Raw genomic sequence first — 21350 nt, forward strand, 5'->3', positions numbered from 1 at the left:
GCGATGAGCGAAGTTGCCTCCCCCGAACGAACCAGCCCGCCGGCCGCCGCAGCGCCCAAGGTCGGCTTCGTCAGCCTGGGCTGTCCCAAGGCGCTGACCGATTCGGAACTCGTCCTCACCCAGCTCAGTGCCGAGGGCTACAGCACGTCCAAGACCTTCGAGGGCGCGGACATCGTCATCGTGAACACCTGCGGCTTCATCGACGACGCCGTGAAGGAGAGCCTGGACACCATCGGCGAGGCGCTGGCGGAGAACGGGCGGGTGATCGTCACCGGCTGCCTGGGCGCCAAGGCCGGGCAGGACGGCGGCAACCTGGTGCAGCAGATGCACCCCAGCGTGCTGGCGGTGACCGGCCCGCATGCGACGCAGGAGGTGATGGACGCCGTCCACGCCAACCTGCCCAAGCCGCACGACCCCTTCGTGGACCTGGTGCCGCCGGCCGGCATCAAGCTCACGCCGAAGCACTACGCCTACCTGAAGATCAGCGAGGGCTGCAACCACCGCTGCACCTTCTGCATCATCCCCTCGATGCGCGGCGACCTGGTGTCGCGGCCGGTGGGCGACGTGCTGAAGGAGGCGCGCGCGCTGTTCGAGGGTGGCGTGAAGGAACTGCTGGTGATCAGCCAGGACACCTCGGCCTACGGCGTCGACCTGAAGTACCGCACCGGCTTCTGGGACGGCAAGCCGGTCAAGACGCGCATGCTGGAACTGGTGCGCACCCTGGGCGAGATCGCCGAGCCCTACGGCGCCTGGGTGCGGCTGCACTACGTGTACCCGTACCCGAGCGTGGACGAGATCATCCCGCTGATGGCCGAGGGCCGCGTGCTGCCTTACCTGGACGTGCCTTTCCAGCACAGCCACCCCGACGTGCTGCGGCGCATGAAACGCCCGGCCAGCGGCGAGAAGAACCTGGAGCGCATCGCGCGCTGGCGCGAGATGTGCCCCGAGCTGGTGATTCGCAGCACCTTCATCGCCGGCTTCCCGGGCGAGACGGAAAGCGAGTTCGAGCACCTGCTCGACTTCGTGCGGGAGGCCGGCATCGACCGCGCCGGCTGCTTCGCCTACAGCCCGGTCGAGGGCGCCACCGCCAACGAGCTGCCCGGCATGCTGCCGGAGGCCGAGCGCGAGGCGCGCCGCGCCCGATTCATGGAAGTGGCCGAGGCCGTGTCGGCCGAGCGCCTGAAGCGCCGCATCGGCGCGAACATGCAGGTGCTGGTGGATTCGGCGCCGGCGATGGGCCGCAGGGGCGGGGTGGGGCGCAGCTATGCGGACGCGCCCGAGATCGACGGCATCGTGCGCCTGCTGCCGCCCGAGAAGATCAGCAAGCAACTGAAGGTGGGCGAGTTCACGCGGGCGCGCATCGTGGCCACCGAAGGCCACGACCTAGTGGCGCTGCCCGTCTGAGGCATCACGTCGCGTGACCGACCGTCGCAGCCGAAGCCGCAAAGAAAAAGCCACCGGGGTTGCCGGTGGCTTTGTGTGTTTGGTGCCCAGGAGAGGACTCGAACCTCCACGATGTTACTCGCTAGTACCTGAAACTAGTGCGTCTACCAATTCCGCCACCTGGGCTGATGTTCTCGCTGGGTAAGCAAGAACGTCTGCGTTTCAGAACAGAAGGAGATCATATCAAAAATTCAGGCCACTCCGGCAGTCTGCTGGAAGAAATTGAAGGAACGGTGTTGGGCCATCGGGACGGGCACGGCTTCGTGCAGCGCGACGACGGCGAGGCCGACATCTACCTGCCCCCCAACGAGATGCGTGCGGTGCTGCACAAGGACCGCGTCAAGGCGCGCATCGTGCGCACCGACCGCCGCGGCCGCCCCGAGGGCCGCGTGGTGGAGATCATCGAGCGGCCCGAGCAGCCGATCATCGGCCGGCTGCTGCACGAAGGCGGCATCTGGCTGGTCGCGCCGGAGGACAAGCGCTACGGGCAGGACGTGCTGATCCCCAAGGGCGCCACCGGCGCCGCGAAGACGGGCCAGGTGGTGGTGGTGCAGCTCACCGAGCCGCCGGCTCTGTTCGGCCAGCCCGTCGGGCGTGTGACCGAGGTGCTGGGCGAGATCGACGACCCCGGCATGGAGATCGAGATCGCGGTGCGCAAGTACGGCGTGCCGCACGAGTTCTCCGAGGCCTGCCTCGCGGAAGCCAAGGCGCTGCCGGACAAGGTGCGCCCCGCCGACAAGCGCAACCGCGTGGACCTGACCGACGTGCCGCTGGTCACCATCGACGGCGAGGACGCGCGCGACTTCGACGACGCGGTGTACTGCGAGCCGACGAAGGTCGGCCGCGGCCGGTCGGCGAAGAACGGCTGGCGCCTGCTGGTGGCGATCGCCGACGTCAGCGCCTACGTGAAGACCGGTTCGCCGATCGACATCGACGCCTACGACCGCGCCACCAGCGTGTACTTCCCGCGCCGGGTGATCCCGATGCTGCCGGAGAAGCTGTCCAACGGGCTGTGCTCGCTCAACCCCGAGGTCGAGCGCCTGTGCATGGTGTGCGACATGGTGGTGACGGGCGCCGGCGAGATCGAGGCCTACCAGTTCTACCCGGCCGTGATGTTCAGCCACGCCCGCTTCACCTACACCGAGGTGGCGGCGATCCTGGCGAACACGCGCGGGCCGGAGGCGATGCGGCGGCAGGAGCGGGTGCAGGACCTGTTGAACCTGCACGACGTGTACCGCGCGCTGCTGTCGCAGCGCGAGAAACGCGGCGCGGTGGACTTCGAGACCACCGAGACGCAGATCGTCTGCGACGACGCCGGCCGCATCGAGAAGATCGTGCCGCGCATCCGCAACGACGCGCACCGCCTGATCGAAGAGGCCATGCTCGCGGCCAACGTGTGCAGCGCCGACTTCATCGCGCAGGGCAAGCATCCGGGCCTGTATCGCGTGCACGAAGGCCCCACGCCCGAGAAGAAGGAGATCCTGCGCAACTACCTCAAGGCGATGGCGGTGGGCATGTCGATCAGCGACGAGCCGCACCCGTCGGAGTTCCAGGCCATCGCGCAGGCGACCAAGGAGCGCCCCGACGCGCAGCAGATCCACACCATGCTGCTGCGCTCGATGCAGCAGGCGATCTACACGCCGATCAACAGCGGCCACTTCGGCCTGGCCTACGAGGCCTACACGCACTTCACCAGCCCGATCCGCCGCTATCCGGACTTGCTGGTGCATCGCGTGATCAAGGCGATCCTGGGCAACACGAAGTACCAGCTCCCCGTGCTGCCCACGCCGGGCGAGGCGCACGCCAAGCTGGCCAAGCGCCTGGCCTCGCGGGTGAAGGCGCCGGTCGCCCGGCAGGCCAAGCCGGCGGCGCCGCACAGCAAGGAAGTGCAGGCCTGGGAGGCCGCCGGCCTGCACTGCAGCGCCAACGAGCGCCGCGCCGACGAGGCCAGCCGCGACGTCGAGGCCTGGCTCAAGTGCAAGTACATGCGCGAGCACCTGGGCGAGGAGTACGGCGGCGTGGTCACGGCCGTGACCACCTTCGGCATCTTCGTCACGCTGGACGCGATGTACGTCGAGGGGCTGGTGCACATCACCGAGCTGGGCGGCGAGTACTTCAAGTTCGACGAGGCGCGCCAAGAACTGCGCGGCGAGCGCACCGGCATCCGCTACGCCATCGGCAGCCGCGTGCGGGTGCAGGTCAGCCGGGTCGACCTGGACGGCCGCAAGATCGACTTCCGCCTGGTGCGCGAGGGCGAGGAACTGGCGGCGCGCGCGATGAAGGACAAGGGCGTCGCGCCTCCTTCGGGCGTGCCCGCCAAGGCCTCCGACAAGAAGCGCCAGTCGCGCAGCAAGGCGCGCGACGCGCGCCCGACCTCGCCCATCCAGGCCCTGACGTCGGCGGTCAAGAAGGCCGCCGGCAAGATGAAGAACAAGCGCAGCAACAAGGGGCCGCGCGGCTGAGCGCCGCCGGTCCGCATCCAAGGAGAAGACCGCATGAACGACAAGACCTCCCGCATCGCCATCGTCACCGGGGCGGGCTCCGGCATCGGCCGCGCCGCCGCCCTGGCGCTGCTGGCCGACGGCTGGAGCGTGGCCCTGGCCGGGCGCCGGCTGGAGCCGCTGGAAGCGGTGGCCGACGAATCCGGTGCCGGCGCGCGCGCCTTCGCCGTGCCCACCGACGTGGCCCGGCAGGAATCGGTGGCCGCGCTGTTCGCCGCGGTGGTCGAGCGCTTCGGCCGCGTCGACCTGCTGTTCAACAACGCCGGCGTCGGCAATCCGCAGGGGCCCTTCGAGGACTGGACGGCCGAGCAGTGGAAGGGTGTGGTCGACATCAACCTGAACGGCATGTTCTATTGCATCCAGCAGGCCTTCCGCGTGATGCGCGACCAGTCGCCGCGCGGCGGGCGGATCATCAACAACGGCTCGATCTCCGCCACCACGCCGCGGCCCAACTCCATTGCCTACACCGCCACCAAGCACGCGGTGGCCGGGTTGACCAAGACGGCCTCGCTGGACGGGCGCAAGTACGACATCGCCGTCGGCCAGATCGACGTGGGCAACGCGCTGACCGAGATGGCGGCGCGCTTCCAGAAGGGCGTGCCGCAGGCGAATGGCGAGATCGCGGTGGAGCCGGTGATGGACGTGGCCATCGTCGGCCAGTCGGTGCTCTACATGGCCAACCTGCCGCTGGAGGCCAACGTGCTCTTCCACACGGTGATGGCGACCAAGATGCCCTTCGTCGGGCGCGGCTGAGGCGGTTTCAGAATGGTTGCGCGGCGCGGGCCAGTGCCAATGCGGTGAGCGCGCGTGCGGGCGGCCAGCCGTCGGCCAGCGCGCCGTGGCGCCAGCAGGCCGCGGCCGCCGCCTCGTGCGGCGGCAGGCCTGCGGCGAGCGCGGCGCCCACCATGCCCGCCAGCACGTCGCCGGTGCCCGCGGTCGCCAGCCGGGCGTTGCCGGTCGGGTTGATCCGTGGCGTCTCGCCCGGCGAAGCGATCACCGTGCCGGTGCCCTTGAGCAGCACCGTGCAAGCCAGCGCGGTCGCCTGGTCGCGGGCGTGGCGCAGGCGATTGGCCTGCACTTCGGCGGCGGAACAGCCCGCCAGCCGCGCCGCCTCCAGCGGATGCGGCGTCAGCACCGTCGGCAGGCCGCGGCCGGCACGGCGCGCCACGGCATCGCGCAGCGGCGCGTCGGCGGCCAGCGCGTTGAGTGCGTCGGCATCCAGCACCAGAGAGCCGGCTTCGTCGATCACGCGCGGCAGCAGGGCGCGCACCGCCTCGCCCCCGCCGCAGCCGCACACGACGGCCTGGTGCGCCAGCGCCAGCGCGCCGGGCGATCGGAACATCAATTCGGGCTGCGTGCCGTCCCACGCCGGCGCAGCGGCCGGCGGCGCCAACGGCGCGACGAACACGCGCCCGGCGCCGGCATGCAGCGCGGCCGTGCCGGCCAGCACGGCCGCGCCGACCATGCCCTCGGCGCCGCCGATTACCGCCACGTCGCCGAAGCTGCCCTTGTGCGAGGCGTGGGGCCGGGCCGCGGGGGCCGGGGCGGCGGCCAGCAGGGCATCCGGCGCCACGTCACCGGGCACGCAGCCCAGGTCGTCGAACCAGACCTCGCCCGCCGCGTCGCGGCCGTGGGCCGTGAACAGGCCGGGCTTGAGCGTCAGCAGGCTCAGGCAGAAGCGGGGGGCTGCGCCGCCATCGGGCCCGAGCCGGCCGCTGTCGGCGTCCAGGCCGGAGGGCAGGTCCACGCTCAGCAGCGGCGCCGGCCCCGAACGCATCCGGCGCAGCCAGTCGGCCATCGTGCCTTCCGGCGCCCGCCGCGCGCCCAGGCCGAGGAGGGCGTCGATGGCGAGGTCGAACTGCGCGGGCGGGGCCGCGGCCAGCGTCACGCCGGCCGCGCGCATGCGGCGCAGCGAGGCGGCGGCGTCCTGCGGTAGCCGCGCTTCGTCGCCGGCGAAGGTGACGACCGGCGCGAAGCCGCGCGCCGCCAGGTGCATCGCGGCCTCGAAGCCGTCGCCGCCGTTGTTGCCCGGCCCGCAGGCGATCCAGACGGTGCCGGCGCGCGGCGCCAGCGCCATCGCCAGCCGCGCCACGGCCAGGCCGGCGCGCTGCATCAGCGTGTGCGGCGGCAGCGGCGCGGCGGCCAGGCTTTCGATGCGGCGCGAGGCCTCGACGCCGAAGAGGGGCAGCGGTGCGGCGAGGTCGGACGGGCGGATCGGGCGCATCGGCCGATTCTGCCGCCGCGCGAGGGATTCAGGCGCCGGGCAGCAGCCGCTCCAGCCCCAGGCCCTCCAGGTCGATCTCCGCCTCGCGGCCGGCCACCATGTCGGCCAGCACGCGCGCGCTGCCGCACGAGAGCGCCCATCCGCTGGAGCCGTGGCCCAGGTTCAGCCACACGCCGGGCACGCCGCTGGGGCCGATGACGGGCGGGCCGTCGGGCAGCATGGGCCGCGCGCCCTTCCACTGCTGCACGCCGCCCGATTCGATCTGCGCCGCAGCCGGGAACCAGTCGTGCAGCACCTTGTACAGCGTCTGCACGGCCCCCGGATGCAGCTCGCCGGGCCGCCCGCCCAGCTCCGCGCTGCCGGCCACGCGCACGCGCAGGCCCATGCGCGAGATGGCGACCTTGAAGCGCTCGTCCATCACCGCGCTGCGCGGCGCATTGAGCGGCTCGCGGATCGATGCGCTGAGCGAGTAGCCGTACACCGGTGCCAGCGGCACCCGCACGCCCAGCGGCGCCAGCAGCGCGGCGCCAGCGACGCCGGCGCAGACGATCACGGCGTCGAATGCCAGCGCCGGCGAGCCGGCCGCCAGCGAGAGCGAGCGGGGCGCCGCGCGCGACAGCGGCGCGATGTCGCAGTCGAAGAAGAACTGCGCGCCCAGCGCCTCGGCCTCGCGCTTGAGCAGCATCGCGAACTGGCGGCAGTTGCCCACCTCGTCGTCGGGCAGGTGGATGGCGCCGGCCAGGTCCGTGTCGGGCGACAGCGCGGGCTCGAGGCGCCGCGCCTCGTCGGCGTCGATCTCGCGGAACACCGCGCCGGCCTGGCGCAGCACCTCCAGGCCGGGCCGCACGAGCTTCTTCTCGCGCTTGCCGCGCAGCAGCACCAGGTAGCCGTCGCTGCGCTCGTAGACGAGTTCGCGCGCCGCCACGATGCCGTGCAGCCGCTGGCGGCTGTAGAAGGCCAGGCGCTGCATGCGGGCGCGGTTGGCCAGGTAGGTTTCCAGCCGGCAGGCGCGCTGCCAGGCGCGCATGAAGCCGACGTCGCGTCCGCTGAGCGGCCAGCGCAGCTTGATCGCGCCGTGCGAGGACAGCAGCGAGCGCAGCACCTTCATGCGCATGCCGGGCGCGGCCCAGGGCGTGACGTAGCCGGGCGCGACCACGCCGGCGTTGGCGAAACTGGATTCCTCGGCCGCGGCGCTGCGGCGGTCGAAGACGTGGACCTCGTGGCCATCGCAGGCCAGCTCCCAGGCGGTGGTGACGCCGATGATGCCGGCGCCCACGATGGCGATTTTCATGAAGACAGGGGCAGGAACAGGGCGCGCCGCGGCTGCGCCGGAGGTAGCGAGGATAGTGGACGCGCGGCGGCCCGCCGGTCGCCGGCGGGCGCTATTTGAGCCGCCGTTGCACCAGCACCACCACGCCCGTCGCCAGGGCCAGCAGGCCCAGGCCGCGGTACAGGTCCTCGCAGGCCATCAGCAGCGACTGCTGGTCGACCACGCGCGAGAGTTCCGCCAGGGCGGCGCCGTGCGCCTGCGCGGGCGCCATGCCGTGGGCGGCGAAGCCGGCCTGCAGCGTGTCCAGCCACTGGGTGGCGGCGGGGTTGGCCGTGTTCAGGCGTGCGGCCAGGTCGCTCGCGGTGGCGAACTGCCGGTCCTGCAGCGCGATGGCCGCCACCGCGGTGGAGAAGGAGCCGGCCAGTTGCCGCATCAGGTTCTTGCTCTGGTAGCCGTGCGCGAACTGGGCCTCGCCCAGGCTGCGGAAGGTCAGGCCTGCCACCGGCAGGATCATCAGCACGCCGAACAGGCCCTTGACGGCCACGCCCAGCCACAGCGCGGCGGCCGGCGCTCCGGGCGGCAGCACGGCGAACAGCCAGGAGGCCAGTGCCAGCCCCAGGGCGCCGCCGACGACCAGCGGCTTCTTCTTCGCCATGCGCGGCCCGAAGCGGATGTACAGCCAGGCCATGCCCACGCTCGCCACGCCGGCGAAGCCGTTGAGCCAGCCGGTGGTCGCCAGGGGCAGGCCCAGGCTGCGCTCGGCGAAGATGGGGAACAGGTAGGCGCTGAAGTTGGTGAGGCAGTAGTAGAGGAAGTACAGCCCCAGGCCCATGACGTAGGCCGGGTGGCGCAGTTCACGCAGGCGCAGCAGCGGCTCGTGGTGGTGCCATTGGTGCCGCAGGAAGGCGCCCGCCAATGCGGCGCCGGCCAGCACCGCGAGCGTGAGGCGCGCCGGGTGCGAGAACACCTCATAGCGCGCCTCCGACAGCGCCCACTGCACGCAGCCGATGGCCGCGGCGAAGAACAGCAGCGGCCCGGCCGCCCAGCGCACCGGCTCGCCGCCGCGGCCGACGCCGCCGGGCAGCAGCGCGAGCACGCCGGCCAGCGCGATGCCGGCCGGCGGCAGCGCGGCCAGGAAGACCCACTGCCAGCCCCATGCCTCGACCATCGTCGCGGCCAGGATCGGCGAGAGGGCGCCGGTCCCGAAGGCGCCGATCATGAAGCACTTGGTCGCCGCCGGCCGGTCGGCCGCCGTGAACAGCATCTGCACCAGGACGCGGCTGCTGGTGAACAGCGCGCCGCTGCCCAGGCCCTGCACCGTGCGCGCCAGCGCCAGCCCCGCGGTGCTGCCGGCCTGCGCAGCCGCCAGTGCGCCGACCGTGAACAGCACCAGCGCGCCGGCCAGGTAGCGCCGGTAGCCGAAGTGGCGCGACAGCCACTGCTGCGCCGCGATCGACAGCATGCTGGCCACGGCGTAGGCCGCCTGCACCTCGGCGAACTCGCGCGGACCCGCCCCCACGCCGCCGGCGATGTGGCTGGCGGCGAAGATGAACATCCCGTTTTCCAGGAAGTCGAGCCCGACCAGCAGGCCCAGCAGCAGCATCAGCAGGCGCTTGCGGCCGGCGTGGCGCAGCAGCGGGGCAAGGCGGCGCGCAGCGCCGCTCACGATGCGTCCTTCGCCAGGTGCTCGTGCAGCCGGCGCAGGGCGCCGCCGGTGCGGCGCGTGCCGTCCTCGCCCAGCGGGGCCCAGGCGGCCAGGTACGCGGCGTGCGCCAGCGGGGTGGCGGCGGCCACCAGCGCGGCGCCGGCCTCGGTCTGCGCCAGGTGCAGGCTGCGCCGGTCGGCCTGGTCGGGCACCCGGCGCACCAGGCCGCGGGCCTCCAGCCCGTCGAGCAGCCGCGTGATGCGGGTGCGGTTGGCGTTCAGCGAGGTCCCGAGGTCGGAGGGGCGCAGCGGCTCGACGGCGTCGTCGGCGATCAACACCAGCGCGAGGTATTCGCGCATCGTCAGGCCGTGCGGCGCCAGCGCGGCGTCGATGCGCTGCTCCAGCAGCGAGGCGGTGCGCAGCAGCATGCGCGAGGCGATCACCGCGTCCCGCAGCGGCGCAGGACGGTCTGCCAGCAGGCGGTGGAGGCGGGAACCGGTGTCCATGATTTCTTTCGATATAATTTCAAATGAAATTATATGAATGAAGCCGATCCGATGCAGGCCGCTGCGAAGCAGCCGCCGCCGTGCGCTGGCTGCTATTCTTTTTGAAGCAACTCTTCGGCCTGCGCCGCGACGGCGAGCACCGTGTCGTCGTGCAGGGCGGCCTGCCACAGCATCAGGCCGGCGGGCAGTTCGCCCGGCGCCTGGCAGGGGATGGAGACGGCGCAGCCGTCCAGCATGTTCACCACCGAGGGGTTGCGCAGCAGCAGCGCGTTGACGCGGAAGAAGGCTTCGTCGCGCTCGGCGCCAGGCGCCACGTCGGCGATGGGCGGCGCGACGATCGGCACGGTGGGCGAGAGCAGGGCGTCGTAGGGCGCCATCAGGGCCTGCATGCGCTCGATCCAGGCGGCGCGCTCGCGCACCAGGTCCAGGTACTGCCAGGCCGTCATGCCGGCGCCCTTGAGGATGCGCTGCGCCACGCGCGGGTCGTAGCCGGCGCCGCTGCGCTCCAGCAGCAGGCGGTGCCAGGCGTAGCTCTCGGCGGCCGAGAAGCCGCCGGTGGCGTTGATGGCCGGCAGGTCGGCCAGCGGCGGCAGCGCGATCCCGTCGATGCGGGCGCCGGCATCCCGCAGGCGCTGCAGGGCGCGCTCGAAGGCGGTGCCCACGCCGGCGTCCAGGCCGTCGAGGAAGAGGTCCTTCACCACGGCCAGCCGGCGCTGCGCCAGCGGCGTCGGGTCGGGCCGCACGCGCCGCGCGGCCAGGATCTCGTGCGCCAGCACCGCGTCGCGCACCGAGCGCGTCATGGCGCAGGCCGTGTCCAGCGTGGTCGACAGGGGCACGGCGCCTTCGGTGGGCACCAGCCGCGCGGTGTGCTTGAAGCCGACGATGCCGCACAGGGCGGCGGGGATGCGGATCGAGCCGCCGGTGTCCGAGCCCAGGCCGATGAAGGCGGCGCCGGCGGCCACCGACACCGCGGCCCCCGATGAGGAGCCGCCCGGGATGCGTGCGGTCGCCGTGTCCGCCGGGTTGGCCGGCGTGCCGTGGTGCGGGTTGACGCCGACGCCGGAGAAGGCGAACTCGGTCATGTTGGTGCGCCCGACCAGCGCCCCGCCGGCGTCCAGCAGGCGCTGCACGGCCGGCGCGCTGCGCGCGGCCGCCGGCGCGTGGGCCAGCACCACGGAGCCGGCGGGGGTGGGCGCCCCGGCGACGTCGAACAGGTCCTTCACCGAGAAGGCCAGCCCGGCCAGCGGCCGGCCGGGCGCGGCGGCGGCAGCCTGCCGGCGCGCGTTCTCGGCGTGCAGGGCGACGAAGGCGTGGGCGCAGGCCGGCGAGCGGGCGGCCTCGAGGGCGAGCTCGATCTGCGCCGGCGCATCGGTGCGGCCGGCGCGCAGGGCGGCGAGGGTGGCGTTCAGGTCGGCGGGAGCGGGCATGTGGGGGTGGCTGCGGCAGAGGGTGGGAGACGGGGCGCAGCCCCGCCGGAAAGGAGGCGTCATGCTATACTTTTCGGGTTTCGCCCAGGCTGCCTTTCCTCCTTGCGAGGGGGCTGCGCAACGGCGGAACGCATCCGCGAACCAGCCCCCTCAAGGTGTTCGCAGCGTCGCAAAGAGCCCGCCGGGCATGCGCCGCGCGAAAACGGGCTGGCTTCAAGACCTAACCTTTGGAGCAAACAATGTCGACCAACATGCGCGAAATGCTGGAAGCCGGTGTCCATTTCGGCCACCAGACCCGCTTCTGGAACCCGAAGATGGCTCCCTACATCTTCGGCAGCCGCAACAAGATCCACATCATCAACCTGGAAAAGTCGCTTCCGATGTTCCAGGAAGCGCAGAAGTACGCCCGCCAGCTGGCGTCCAACCGCGGCACCATCCTCTTCGTGGGCACCAAGCGCCAGGCGCGCGAGATCGTCGCCGAGGAAGCCCGCCGCGCCGGCATGCCCTACGTCGAGACCCGCTGGCTCGGCGGCATGCTGACCAACTTCAAGACGGTCAAGACCTCCATCAAGCGCCTGAAGGACATGAAGGCCCAGCAGGAGGCCGGCCTGGACGGGCTGTCCAAGAAGGAGCAGCTCACCTTCACCCGCGAGATCGAGAAGCTGGAGAAGGACATCGGCGGCATCCAGGACATGAACGCGCTGCCCGACGCCATCTTCGTGATCGACGTGGGCTTCCACAAGATCGCCGTGGCCGAGGCCAAGAAGCTCGGCATCCCGCTGATCGGCGTGGTGGACTCCAACCACTCGCCCGAGGGCATCGACTACGTGATCCCGGGCAATGACGACTCCTCCAAGGCCGTCACCCTGTACGCCCGCGGCATCGCCGACGCCATCGTCGAGGGCCGCAACAACGCCGTGGCCGACGTGGCCAAGGCCGCCGGTGAAGGCGAAGGCGACGAGTTCATCGAAGTCGAGGAAGGCGCCTCGGCCTGAGCGTCGGCACCAGCCTGAAGTGAAGGGGCTCGCTGCCCCTTTTTTTCATCCGATTCACGCAAGACAAGCATCCTGGAGAACATCCCAATGGCAGCAATCACCGCAAGCATGGTCGCCGAACTGCGCGCCAAGACCGACGCCCCCATGATGGAGTGCAAGAAGGCACTGACCGAAGCCGAAGGCAACATGGAGAAGGCCGAGGAACTGCTGCGCGTCAAGCTGGGCAGCAAGGCCGGCAAGGCCGCCTCGCGCATCACCGCCGAAGGCGTGGTCGCCGCCTACATCGACGGCAAGACCGGCGCCATCGTCGAGGTCAACAGCGAGACCGACTTCGTCAGCAAGAACGACTCCTTCATCGCCATGGCGCAGGCCGCGGCCGAGCTGGTGGCCAAGAACAACCCGGCCGACCTGGCCGCCCTGGGCGCGCTCGCCTACAGCCAGGACGGCTTCGGCCCCACCCTGGAAGACGTGCGCAAGGGCCTGATCGGCAAGATCGGCGAGAACATGAGCTTCCGCCGCTTCAAGCGCTTCGACTCCGGCGCCAAGCTGGCCTCCTACCTGCACGGCACCCGCATCGGCGTGGTGGTCGAGTACGAAGGCGACGACACGGCCGCCAAGGACGTGGCGATGCACGTGGCCGCCATGAAGCCGGTGGCCCTGACGGCCGCCGACGTGCCGGCCGAGCTGATCGAGCGCGAGCGCGCCGTGGCCGCCGGCAAGGCCGACGAGGACCGCAAGGCCGCCGAGGCCGCCGGCAAGAAGCCGCAGCCGGACGACATCGTCGCCAAGCGCATCGAGGGCGGCGTGCAGAAGTTCCTCAAGGAGGTCTCGCTGCACAACCAGGCCTTCGTGAAGAACGACAAGCAGACCGTCGAGCAGATGCTCAAGGAAAAGGGCACCACGGTGAAGGGCTTCACCCTGTTCGTGGTGGGCGAAGGCATCGAGAAGAAGGTCGACGACTTCGCCGCCGAGGTGGCCGCCCAGGTGGCCGCCGCCAAGGGCGCTGCCTGAGCGTTCCCGCCCCGCGGCGCGGTCTGCCGGCCCGCCGCGCTTTCCACTGCCCGCCTTACACTCGCTCCCGCCAACTCCAGAGGACCTTCCCCTATGCCCGACACCCGACCGGCCCACAAGCGCATCCTGCTCAAGCTGTCGGGTGAGGCGCTGATGGGAGACGATGCCTTCGGCATCAACCGGGCGACCATCGTGCGCATGGTGGAGGAGGTGGCCGAGGTGGTGAACCTGGGCGTGGAGGTGGCCGTCGTCATCGGCGGCGGCAACATCTTCCGCGGGGTGGCCGGCGGCTCGGTCGGCATGGACCGCGCCACCGCCGACTACATGGGCATGCTGGCCACCGTGATGAACTCGCTGGCCCTGGCCGACACGATGAACAAGCAGGGCCTCACCGCCCGCGTGATGTCGGCCATCGCCATCGACCAGGTGGTCGAGCCCTACGTGCGGCCGAAGGCGCTGCAGTACCTCGAGGAAGGCAAGGTGGTGATCTTCGCCGCCGGCACCGGCAACCCCTTCTTCACCACCGACACCGCCGCCGCGCTGCGCGGCGCGGAGATCGGTGCCGAGCTGGTGCTCAAGGCCACCAAGGTGGACGGCGTGTACAGCGCCGATCCGAAGAAGGACCCCTCCGCCCAGCGCTACGCCCGCCTGAGCTTCGACGAGGCGATCGCGAAGAACCTCGGCATCATGGACGCGACGGCCTTCGCGCTGTGCCGCGACCAGAACCTGCCGATCAAGGTGTTCTCGATCTTCAAGCACGGCGCGCTCAAGCGCGTGGTGATGGGTGAGGACGAGGGCACGCTGGTCCACGCCAGCGCCATGGAAGACTGACATGACCATTGCCGACATCCACGCATCGACCGAAGGCAAGATGAAGCAATCCATCTCTGCCTTGCAGAACAACCTTTCCCGCATCCGCACCGGCCGGGCCAACCCGGCGCTGCTGGACAGCATCCACGTCGAGTACTACGGCTCGCAGGTGCCGCTGTCGCAGGTGGCGAACGTGGCGCTGCTGGACGCGCGCACCATCAGCGTCCAGCCCTGGGAAAAGAACATGGCCGCCAAGATCGAGAAGGCCATCCGCGAGAGCGACCTGGGCCTGAACCCCGCCAGCATGGGCGACCTGATCCGCGTGCCGATGCCGCCGATGAGCGAGGAGCGCCGCAAGGAGATGACCAAGCTGGCCCGCCACGAGGGCGAAAACGCCAAGGTCGCCACGCGCAACCTGCGCCGCGACGCCAACGAGGCGGTCAAGAAGCTGGTCAAGGACAAGCAGGCCTCCGAGGACGAGCAGAAGCGCGCCGAGGCCGAGATCCAGAAGATGACCGACCGCTACATCGCGGAGATCGACAAGCTGGTGGCCGCCAAGGAAGCGGACATCCTGGCCGTCTGAGGGCACGGGTCCTGCTTCGCCCCGGCCTTCTGCGCGCCGTCTTCTCCGCCACGGCCCCATGAGCGCCCCCGCCATCCCGCATCACATCGCGATCGTGATGGACGGCAACGGCCGCTGGGCCACGCGCCGCTTCCTGCCGCGGGTGGCGGGCCACAAGCAGGGCGTGGAATCGCTGCGCCGCTGCGTGCGGGCCTGCGCCGTGCGGGGCGTGCGCGTCCTCACCGTCTTCGCCTTCTCCTCGGAGAACTGGAACCGTCCGCGCGACGAGGTGTCCGGCCTGATGGACCTGCTGGCCGGTGCGCTGGCACGCGAGGTGCCGCGCCTGTCGGCCGATGGGGTGCGGCTGCACTTCGTGGGCGAGCGCTCGGGCCTGTCGGAGCGCATCGCCGCCGGCCTGGTCAAGGCCGAGCAGGCCACGGCGGCCAACGAACGCCTGGTGCTCAACGTGTGCTTCAACTACGGCGGTCGCTGGGACATCGCCCAGGCCGCGGCCAGCCTGGCGGCCCGCGGCGAGCCGCTGACCGAGGCGAACCTGCACGGCGCCATGGCGCTGGCGCACGTGCCGGATCCGGATCTGGTGATCCGCACCGGCGGCGAGCAGCGCCTGTCCAACTTCCTGCTCTGGCAGAGCGCGTATTCCGAGCTGTTCTTCAGCGAGCGGCTCTGGCCCGACTTCGACGAGGCGGCGCTGGACGAGGCCATCGCCGCCTTCGCGCGGCGCGAGCGGCGCTTCGGCCAGACCTCGGCGCAGGTGGCCGATGCCGCCGGGCACGCCGGGCAACCCGACCGGCGGCAGCCGGCCTGAGGGCGCATGCTCAAGCAACGCATCATCACCGCGCTCGTCCTGCTGGCCGTCCTGCTGCCGGCGCTGTTCCATCCGTCGCCCGTGCCCTTCACCTGCGTCATGCTGGTGCTGATCGGCGCGGCCGGCTGGGAGTGGGGGCGCCTGAACGGCTACGGCGGCGGCGTGGCGCTGTTCCTCGGGGCGGAGGCGCTGGCGCTGTGCGCGCTGTCGTGGTGGCTCGGCCTGCCGCAGCGCTCGCTGCCGGTGCTGTGGGCCATCGCCGGGGCCGGTTGGGTGCTGGCCGGCGGGGCCCTGCTGCGTGCCGGCCCCACCGGCTGGCCACGCATCCCGAAGGCGGTGCGGGTCACGGGCGGCCTGCTGGCCCTGTGGGCGGCCTGGCTGGCGGCGGTGCAGGCGCGGCACATCGGCATCAACTTCCTGCTGTCGGTGCTGGTGCTGGTGTGGGTGGCCGACGTGTTCGCCTATTTTGCCGGACGCGCCTTCGGCCTGCGCTTCACGAAGGCGAAGCTGGCGCCGTCCATCAGCCCCGGCAAGAGCTGGGAAGGCGTGTGGGGCGGCATGGTCGGCGTGCTGGTGCTGGCCTTCGCATGGGCGGCGGTGGACCGTGCCGTCGGCGCGGGCGTGCCCAGCCTCTATTCGCACCTGGCCTCGCGCGGCGTATGGCTGCTGGTGCTGGGCGCGCTGTTCATGGCGGTGATGAGCGTGGTGGGCGACTTGGTCGAGTCGCTGGTCAAGCGCAGCGTCGGCGCCAAGGACAGCAGCCAGCTGCTGCCGGGCCACGGCGGCGTGCTGGACCGGGTGGACGCCCTCTTGCCGACGCTGCCGCTGGCGATGATGCTGGCTTCGCTGTGATGTCGGCCCCGTCCCTTCCTCCCCGGCGCATCACCGTGCTCGGCTCGACCGGCTCGGTGGGCACGAGCACGCTCGACGTGATCGCGCGCCACCCGGAACACTTCGAGGTGTTCGCGCTGTCGGCCGCCACGCGCGTGGACGAGCTGCTGGCCCAGTGCGCCCGCTTCAAGCCCCGCTTCGCCGCGATGGCCAGTCCGGAACACGCCGCGCTCCTGGCGGACAGGCTTGCCGCGAACGGCCTGCCGACGCAGGTGCTGCGCTCGGACGACGCGCTGGAGGCCATCGCTTCCGACGAGGACGTCGACATCGTGATGGCCGCCATCGTCGGTGCCGCCGGCCTGGCGCCCTGCCTGGCGGCGGCCCGTGCCGGCAAGCGGCTGCTGCTGGCCAACAAGGAAGCGCTGGTGGTCGGCGGCGAGCTGTTCATGGAGACGGTGCGCCGCGGCGGCGCCACGCTGCTGCCCATCGACAGCGAGCATTCGGCGATCTTCCAGTGCCTGCCGGAAGACCCGGCCGCCTGGCCCCGGCGCATCGAGAAGATCATCCTCACCGCCTCGGGCGGGCCTTTCCGCGGGCGGGCGCCGCAGAGCCTGCGCGACGTGACGCCGGAGGAGGCGTGCGCGCACCCGAACTGGGTGATGGGCCGCAAGATCTCGGTGGACTCGGCCACCATGATGAACAAGGCGCTGGAGGTGATCGAGGCGCGCCACCTCTTCGGCGTGGGCCCGGAGCGGATCGACGTGGTGATCCACCCGCAGAGCGTGGTGCACTCGATGGTGCAGTTCGTCGACGGCTCGGTGCTGGCGCAGATGGGCACGCCCGACATGCGCGTGCCGATCGCCTGCGGGCTGGCCTGGCCGGAGCGCGTGGAAAGCGGCACCGGGCGGCTCGATTTCCGCCAGCTTGCCGACCTGAGCTTCGAGGTGCCGGACGGCGACCTCTTCCCCGGACTGCGCCTGGCCTGGGACGCGCTGCGCGCGGCGCCCGGCACCACCGCCGTGCTCAACGCCGCCAACGAGGTCGCCGTCGAGGCGTTCCTGGCGCGGCAGCTGCGCTTCGACCGCATCCACGCGGTCAACCTGGAAACTCTAGAGGCCGTTGCTCCGTCCAAGCCTTCGTCGCTGGCGGACCTGCTGGCGCTGGACGCCAGCGCGCGTGCCGCGGCCCGGAAGGCCGCGCTGAGGCTGGCTGCCTGAAGCCCCAACCCCGGGAGTCGCCGCATGCTCACCATCGTTGCCTTCGTCGTTGCGCTCGGCCTGCTGATCGCAGTCCACGAATACGGCCACTATCGTGTGGCGGTGGCCTGCAACGTCAAGGTCATCCGCTTTTCCATCGGTTTCGGCCGGGCGCTCGTGCGCTGGAAGCCGCGGCGCCCGCGGCCGGGGCAGGACACGGAATTCGTCATCGGTGCCATCCCGCTGGGCGGCTACGTCAGGATGCTCGACGAGCGCGAAAGCCCGGTCGATCCGCAGGAGCGCCACCGCGCCTTCAACACCCAGCCGCTGGGCTCGCGCGCCGCCATCGTGGCGGCCGGGCCGCTGGCCAACCTGCTGCTGGCCGTGCTGCTCTACAGCGTCGTCAACTGGATCGGCGTGCAGGAGCCCACGGCGGTCCTGGGGCAGCCGCCGGCGGCGTCCCTGGCGGCGGAGGCCGGGCTGCGGGGCGGTGAGCGGATCAGCCGCGCCGGCTTCGAGGGCGACCTCGAAGCGGTCGAGTCCTTCGAGGACCTGCGCTGGCGCATCACCCGCGGAGCGCTCGACGGCCGCGACCTGACGCTCGAGGTGGCCGCCGCGGACGGGCGCCCGCCGCACGAGGTCGTGCTGCCGCTCAGCCGCATGGGCGCGAAGGAGGCCGACCCCGGCATGTTCCGCCGCATCGGCGTGCTGGCGCCCTTCACCCGGCCGGCGATCGGCGAGCTGCTGCCGGGCGGCGCGGCCGAGCGCGACGGGCTGCGCCAGGGCGACCTGGTGCTGGCAATGGGCGCCGACGAGATCGTGGACGCGCAGCAACTGCGCGAGCGCATCCGCACCGCCATCGGCGCGGACGGCGGCCGCACCGAGGCCTGGCGCGTCGAGCGCGACGGGCGCGTGCTGACCCTGGAGGTGACGCCCGACGTGCGCGAGGAGGGCGGCCAGCGCATCGGCCGCATCGGCGCCTACGTCGGCGCGCCGCCGGAGATGGTCACCGTGCGGCAGGGCCCGGTGGACGGCCTCTGGCGCGGGGCGGTCAAGACCTGGGAGGTCTCGGCGCTGACGGTGCGCATGATGGGCAAGATGCTGATCGGCGAGGCCTCGATCCGCAACATCAGCGGCCCGCTGACCATCGCCGACTACGCCGGCAAGTCCGCCAGCCTGGGGCTGACCCAGTACCTGGTGTTCCTCGCCCTCATCAGCGTGAGCCTGGGCGTGCTCAACCTGATGCCTTTGCCGGTCCTCGATGGGGGGCACCTGATGTATTATCTTTGGGAGGCCCTGACCGGCAAGGGCGTCTCCGACGCCTGGATGGAGCGGCTGCAGCGCGGAGGCGTTGCTCTGCTGCTGGTCATGATGTCGATCGCGCTGTTCAACGACGTGAATCGGCTCTTTGGTTAACTCTTCTGCCGGCCCTGTCGCGCGCCGGATCACTTCACAGATGAACAAACACATCAGTCGCTTTCGCCTGCGCAGCATGGCAGCGGTGGTTGCCAGCGCGCTGGCGGCGACCGCAGCCTGGGCCGTCGAGCCCTTCACCGTGCGCGACATCCGCGTCGAGGGCCTGCAGCGCGTCGAGCCGGGCACGGTCTTCGCGTCGATCCCGCTGCGGGTGGGCGACACCTACACGGATGACCGGGGCTCGGCAGCCATCCGCGCGCTGTTCGACCTGGGCCTGTTCAAGGACGTGCGCATCGACGTGAACGGCAACGTGCTGGTGGTCATCGTGGAAGAGCGCCCCACCATCGCCGACGTCGACTTCGCGGGCACCAAGGAGTTCGACAAGGACAACCTGAAGAAGGCGCTGCGCGACGTCGGCCTGGCCGACGGGCGGCCCTACGACAAGGCGCTGGCCGACCGCGCTGAGCAGGAGCTCAAGCGCCAGTACATCACGCGCAGCCTGTACAACGTCGAGGTCACGACGACCGTCACGCCGATCGAGCGCAACCGCGTCAACCTGACCTTCACGGTCACCGAGGGCGAGCCGGCGCGGATCAAGGACATCCGCATCGTCGGCGCCCAGGCCTTCAGCGAGTCGACGCTGCTGGACCTGTTCGACCAGGACACCGGCGGCTGGCTGGCTTGGTACACCAAGTCCAACCAGTATTCGCGCGCCAAGCTCAACGCCGACCTGGAGACGCTGCGCTCGCACTACATCACGCGCGGCTACATGGACTTCCGCATCGACTCCACGCAGGTCGCGATCTCGCCCGACCGGCAGGACTTGTCGATCACCATCAACGTCACCGAGGGGCCGAAGTACGTGGTCTCCGGCGTGCGGCTGGAGGGCAACTACCTGGGCCGCGAGGACGAGTTCAAGACGCTGGTGAAGATCCAGCCCGGCGAGCCCTACAACGGCGACCAGGTGACGGAGACCACCAAGGCTTTCAGCGACTACTTCGCCAGCTTCGGCTACGCCTTCGCGCGGGTGCAGACGCGCCCCGAGATCGACCGCCAGAACAGCCGCGTGGCGCTGGTGCTGCAGGCCGAGCCCTCGCGCCGCGTGTACGTGCGCCGCGTGAACGTCGCCGGCAACAACAAGACGCGCGACGAGGTCATCCGCCGCGAGTTCCGCCAGTTCGAGGCCTCGTGGTACGACGGCGACCGCATCAAGCTCTCGCGCGAGCGCGTCGACCGCCTGGGCTATTTCACCGAGGTCAACGTCGAGACCACCGAGGTGCCCGGCACGCCCGACCAGGTGGACCTGACGGTGGCCGTGGTCGAGAAGCCCACCGGCACCCTGCAGCTGGGCGCGGGCTTCTCCAGCGCCGACAAGGTGTCGTTCAACTTCGGCATCACGCAGGAGAACGTGTTCGGCTCGGGCAACTACCTGGGCTTCAACGTCAACACCAGCAAGTACAACCGCACGATCTCGCTGACCACGACCGACCCGTACTTCACCAAGGACGGCATCTCGCGCACGCTCAGCATCTTCCACCAGCGCACCACGCCGTACTACTCGGCCGACGGTGACTACACGCTGACCAGCGAAGGCGGGGCGATCCGCTTCGGCGTGCCGTTCAGCGAAGTCGACACGGTGTTCTTCGGCGTGGGCATCGAGCGCTTCAAGTTCCAGCCGCGCTCGTCAACCTTCCTGACCATGTCGCAGTGGTACGACCTGCTGGGCATGTCCAACTACGCCGAGTATTTCCGCCTGCTCTACCTGAACAGCGTGCCCAACGCGTACCTGCGCTACTTCGGCTGCGAATACGGCGGCGTGAACCTGGCGCTCAACTGCTCGCGCGATTCGGTGTGGGGCATCCCGCTGACGGTGGGCTGGTCGCGCGACGACCGCGACAGCGCCCTGGTGCCGACCCGCGGCCGCCTGCAGCGCGCCAACCTGGAGGTGGGCGTGGGCGGCGACTACAAGTACGCCAAGGCGAGCTACCAGTACCAGCAGTACATCCCGCTGTCGAAGCAGTACACGCTGGCGCTGAACGGCGAGATCGGCGCGGCCAAGGCCTTCGGCGGCAAGGACTACCCGATCTTCAAGAACTTCTATGCCGGCGGCCTGGGTTCGATCCGGGGCTTCGAGCAGAACTCGCTGGGCCCGCGCGACTCCATCACGCAGGCGTCGCTGGGCGGCACCAAGAAGGCCGTGTTCAACATCGAGCTGTCCTCGCCCTTCCCGGGCGCGGGCAACGACCGCACGCTGCGCATGTACACCTTCCTGGACGTGGGCAACGTGTTCGGCGACAAGGAATGCCGCATCGCCGACACCCAGGCCCAGTGCGACCAGCGCTACAAGGCAGAGCGCAAGTGGCGCGCCTCGGCCGGCGTGGGCATCAGCTGGATCTCTCCGCTGGGGCCGCTGCGCCTGGCGTACGCCGTGCCGCTGCGCAAGCAGGACGAGGTGGTGGACCCCAACAACCCATTCCTGCCGCTGATCCCGGGCGACCGGGTGCAACGTATCCAATTCCAGATCGGAACCTCTTTCTGATGAAGACCATTTCCCGTTGGGCCGGCGCGCTGGTGGTGGCGTGCGCGAGCCTTGCCCCCCTTGCCGCAGCCCACGCCCAGGAGGCGTTCCGTTTCGGCGTGGTCAACCCGGATCGCGTGATGCGCGAGGCGCCGGCCGCCAAGGCGGC

General features: G+C 70.9%; 17 protein-coding genes and 1 tRNA gene. 12 read left to right on the forward strand and 6 right to left on the reverse strand.

The window, feature by feature from the left end:
• Nucleotides 1–3 precede the first annotated feature (3 nt).
• On the forward strand, nt 4–1404 hold the full coding sequence (gene rimO, locus ACIY1X_RS02135; RefSeq protein ID WP_399677640.1) for a 30S ribosomal protein S12 methylthiotransferase RimO: 1401 nt from the start codon (nt 4–6) through the stop codon (nt 1402–1404).
• 80 nt (nt 1405–1484) lie between these two features.
• Here the strand turns inward: rimO and ACIY1X_RS02140 are convergent.
• Nucleotides 1485–1569 (reverse strand) — tRNA-Leu (locus tag ACIY1X_RS02140).
• 2 nt (nt 1570–1571) lie between these two features.
• Here ACIY1X_RS02140 and rnr point away from each other — a divergent pair.
• Both rnr and ACIY1X_RS02150 read left to right on the forward strand, forming a co-directional pair.
• Nucleotides 1572–3905: a ribonuclease R gene (gene rnr / locus ACIY1X_RS02145; RefSeq protein WP_399677642.1), complete on the forward strand. Its 2334-nt coding sequence runs from the start codon at nt 1572–1574 to the stop codon at nt 3903–3905.
• Between the two features lie 33 nt (nt 3906–3938).
• A complete protein-coding gene (locus ACIY1X_RS02150; protein WP_399677644.1) occupies nt 3939–4697 on the forward strand; it encodes an SDR family oxidoreductase in 759 nt (252 codons plus the stop codon).
• Between the two features lie 7 nt (nt 4698–4704).
• Here ACIY1X_RS02150 and ACIY1X_RS02155 read toward each other — a convergent pair whose 3' ends face one another.
• The 5 genes from ACIY1X_RS02155 to ACIY1X_RS02175 all read right to left on the reverse strand — a co-directional run bounded on the left by ACIY1X_RS02155 (nt 4705) and on the right by ACIY1X_RS02175 (nt 11016).
• On the reverse strand, nt 4705–6168 hold the full coding sequence (locus tag ACIY1X_RS02155; protein ID WP_399677646.1) for an NAD(P)H-hydrate dehydratase: 1464 nt from the start codon (nt 6166–6168) through the stop codon (nt 4705–4707).
• A gap of 28 nt (nt 6169–6196) precedes the next feature.
• Nucleotides 6197–7459, reverse strand: coding sequence for a D-amino acid dehydrogenase (locus ACIY1X_RS02160; protein ID WP_399677648.1), 1263 nt, complete (start codon nt 7457–7459; stop codon nt 6197–6199).
• 91 nt (nt 7460–7550) lie between these two features.
• Complete coding sequence (locus ACIY1X_RS02165) at nt 7551–9104, reverse strand: MFS transporter (RefSeq protein WP_399677650.1); 1554 nt, start codon at nt 9102–9104, stop codon at nt 7551–7553.
• Nucleotides 9101–9589 carry a MarR family winged helix-turn-helix transcriptional regulator gene (locus ACIY1X_RS02170; RefSeq protein ID WP_399677652.1) on the reverse strand — a complete coding sequence of 163 codons (489 nt, stop codon included), beginning with the start codon at nt 9587–9589 and terminating at the stop codon, nt 9101–9103. The genes ACIY1X_RS02165 and ACIY1X_RS02170 overlap by 4 nt, the downstream gene beginning before the upstream one ends.
• A 92-nt stretch (nt 9590–9681) precedes the next feature.
• A complete protein-coding gene (locus tag ACIY1X_RS02175; RefSeq protein WP_399677654.1) occupies nt 9682–11016 on the reverse strand; it encodes an amidase in 1335 nt (444 codons plus the stop codon).
• A gap of 239 nt (nt 11017–11255) precedes the next feature.
• Between ACIY1X_RS02175 and rpsB the strand changes: the two genes are divergently transcribed.
• The 9 genes from rpsB to bamA all read left to right on the forward strand — a co-directional run bounded on the left by rpsB (nt 11256) and on the right by bamA (nt 21202).
• Nucleotides 11256–12011, forward strand: a complete 756-nt coding sequence (rpsB, locus tag ACIY1X_RS02180) for a 30S ribosomal protein S2 (protein ID WP_399677656.1) — start codon at nt 11256–11258, stop codon at nt 12009–12011.
• A gap of 87 nt (nt 12012–12098) precedes the next feature.
• Nucleotides 12099–13022 carry a translation elongation factor Ts gene (gene tsf, locus ACIY1X_RS02185; protein ID WP_399677657.1) on the forward strand — a complete coding sequence of 308 codons (924 nt, stop codon included), beginning with the start codon at nt 12099–12101 and terminating at the stop codon, nt 13020–13022.
• A gap of 93 nt (nt 13023–13115) precedes the next feature.
• Nucleotides 13116–13853, forward strand: coding sequence for a UMP kinase (pyrH, locus tag ACIY1X_RS02190; protein WP_038210383.1), 738 nt, complete (start codon nt 13116–13118; stop codon nt 13851–13853).
• A gap of 1 nt (nt 13854) precedes the next feature.
• Nucleotides 13855–14415, forward strand: a complete 561-nt coding sequence (gene frr, locus ACIY1X_RS02195; protein WP_038210381.1) for a ribosome recycling factor — start codon at nt 13855–13857, stop codon at nt 14413–14415.
• A gap of 58 nt (nt 14416–14473) precedes the next feature.
• Nucleotides 14474–15220 (forward strand): polyprenyl diphosphate synthase, encoded by a 747-nt coding sequence (uppS, locus tag ACIY1X_RS02200; RefSeq protein ID WP_399677659.1) that lies wholly within the window; start codon nt 14474–14476, stop codon nt 15218–15220.
• Nucleotides 15221–15226: 6 nt separating this feature from the next.
• On the forward strand, nt 15227–16072 hold the full coding sequence (locus ACIY1X_RS02205) for a phosphatidate cytidylyltransferase (protein ID WP_399677661.1): 846 nt from the start codon (nt 15227–15229) through the stop codon (nt 16070–16072).
• Nucleotides 16072–17268 carry a 1-deoxy-D-xylulose-5-phosphate reductoisomerase gene (ispC, locus tag ACIY1X_RS02210; RefSeq protein ID WP_399677663.1) on the forward strand — a complete coding sequence of 399 codons (1197 nt, stop codon included), beginning with the start codon at nt 16072–16074 and terminating at the stop codon, nt 17266–17268. The genes ACIY1X_RS02205 and ispC overlap by 1 nt, the downstream gene beginning before the upstream one ends.
• 24 nt (nt 17269–17292) lie before the next feature.
• Nucleotides 17293–18663 carry an RIP metalloprotease RseP gene (gene rseP, locus ACIY1X_RS02215; protein ID WP_399677665.1) on the forward strand — a complete coding sequence of 457 codons (1371 nt, stop codon included), beginning with the start codon at nt 17293–17295 and terminating at the stop codon, nt 18661–18663.
• Nucleotides 18664–18703: 40 nt separating this feature from the next.
• Nucleotides 18704–21202 (forward strand): outer membrane protein assembly factor BamA, encoded by a 2499-nt coding sequence (gene bamA / locus ACIY1X_RS02220; RefSeq protein ID WP_399677667.1) that lies wholly within the window; start codon nt 18704–18706, stop codon nt 21200–21202.
• Nucleotides 21203–21350 lie beyond the last annotated feature (148 nt).

The sequence above is a fragment of the Xenophilus sp. genome (genome assembly GCF_044462705.1).
GTDB classification, from domain to species: domain Bacteria; phylum Pseudomonadota; class Gammaproteobacteria; order Burkholderiales; family Burkholderiaceae_C; genus Xenophilus; species Xenophilus azovorans.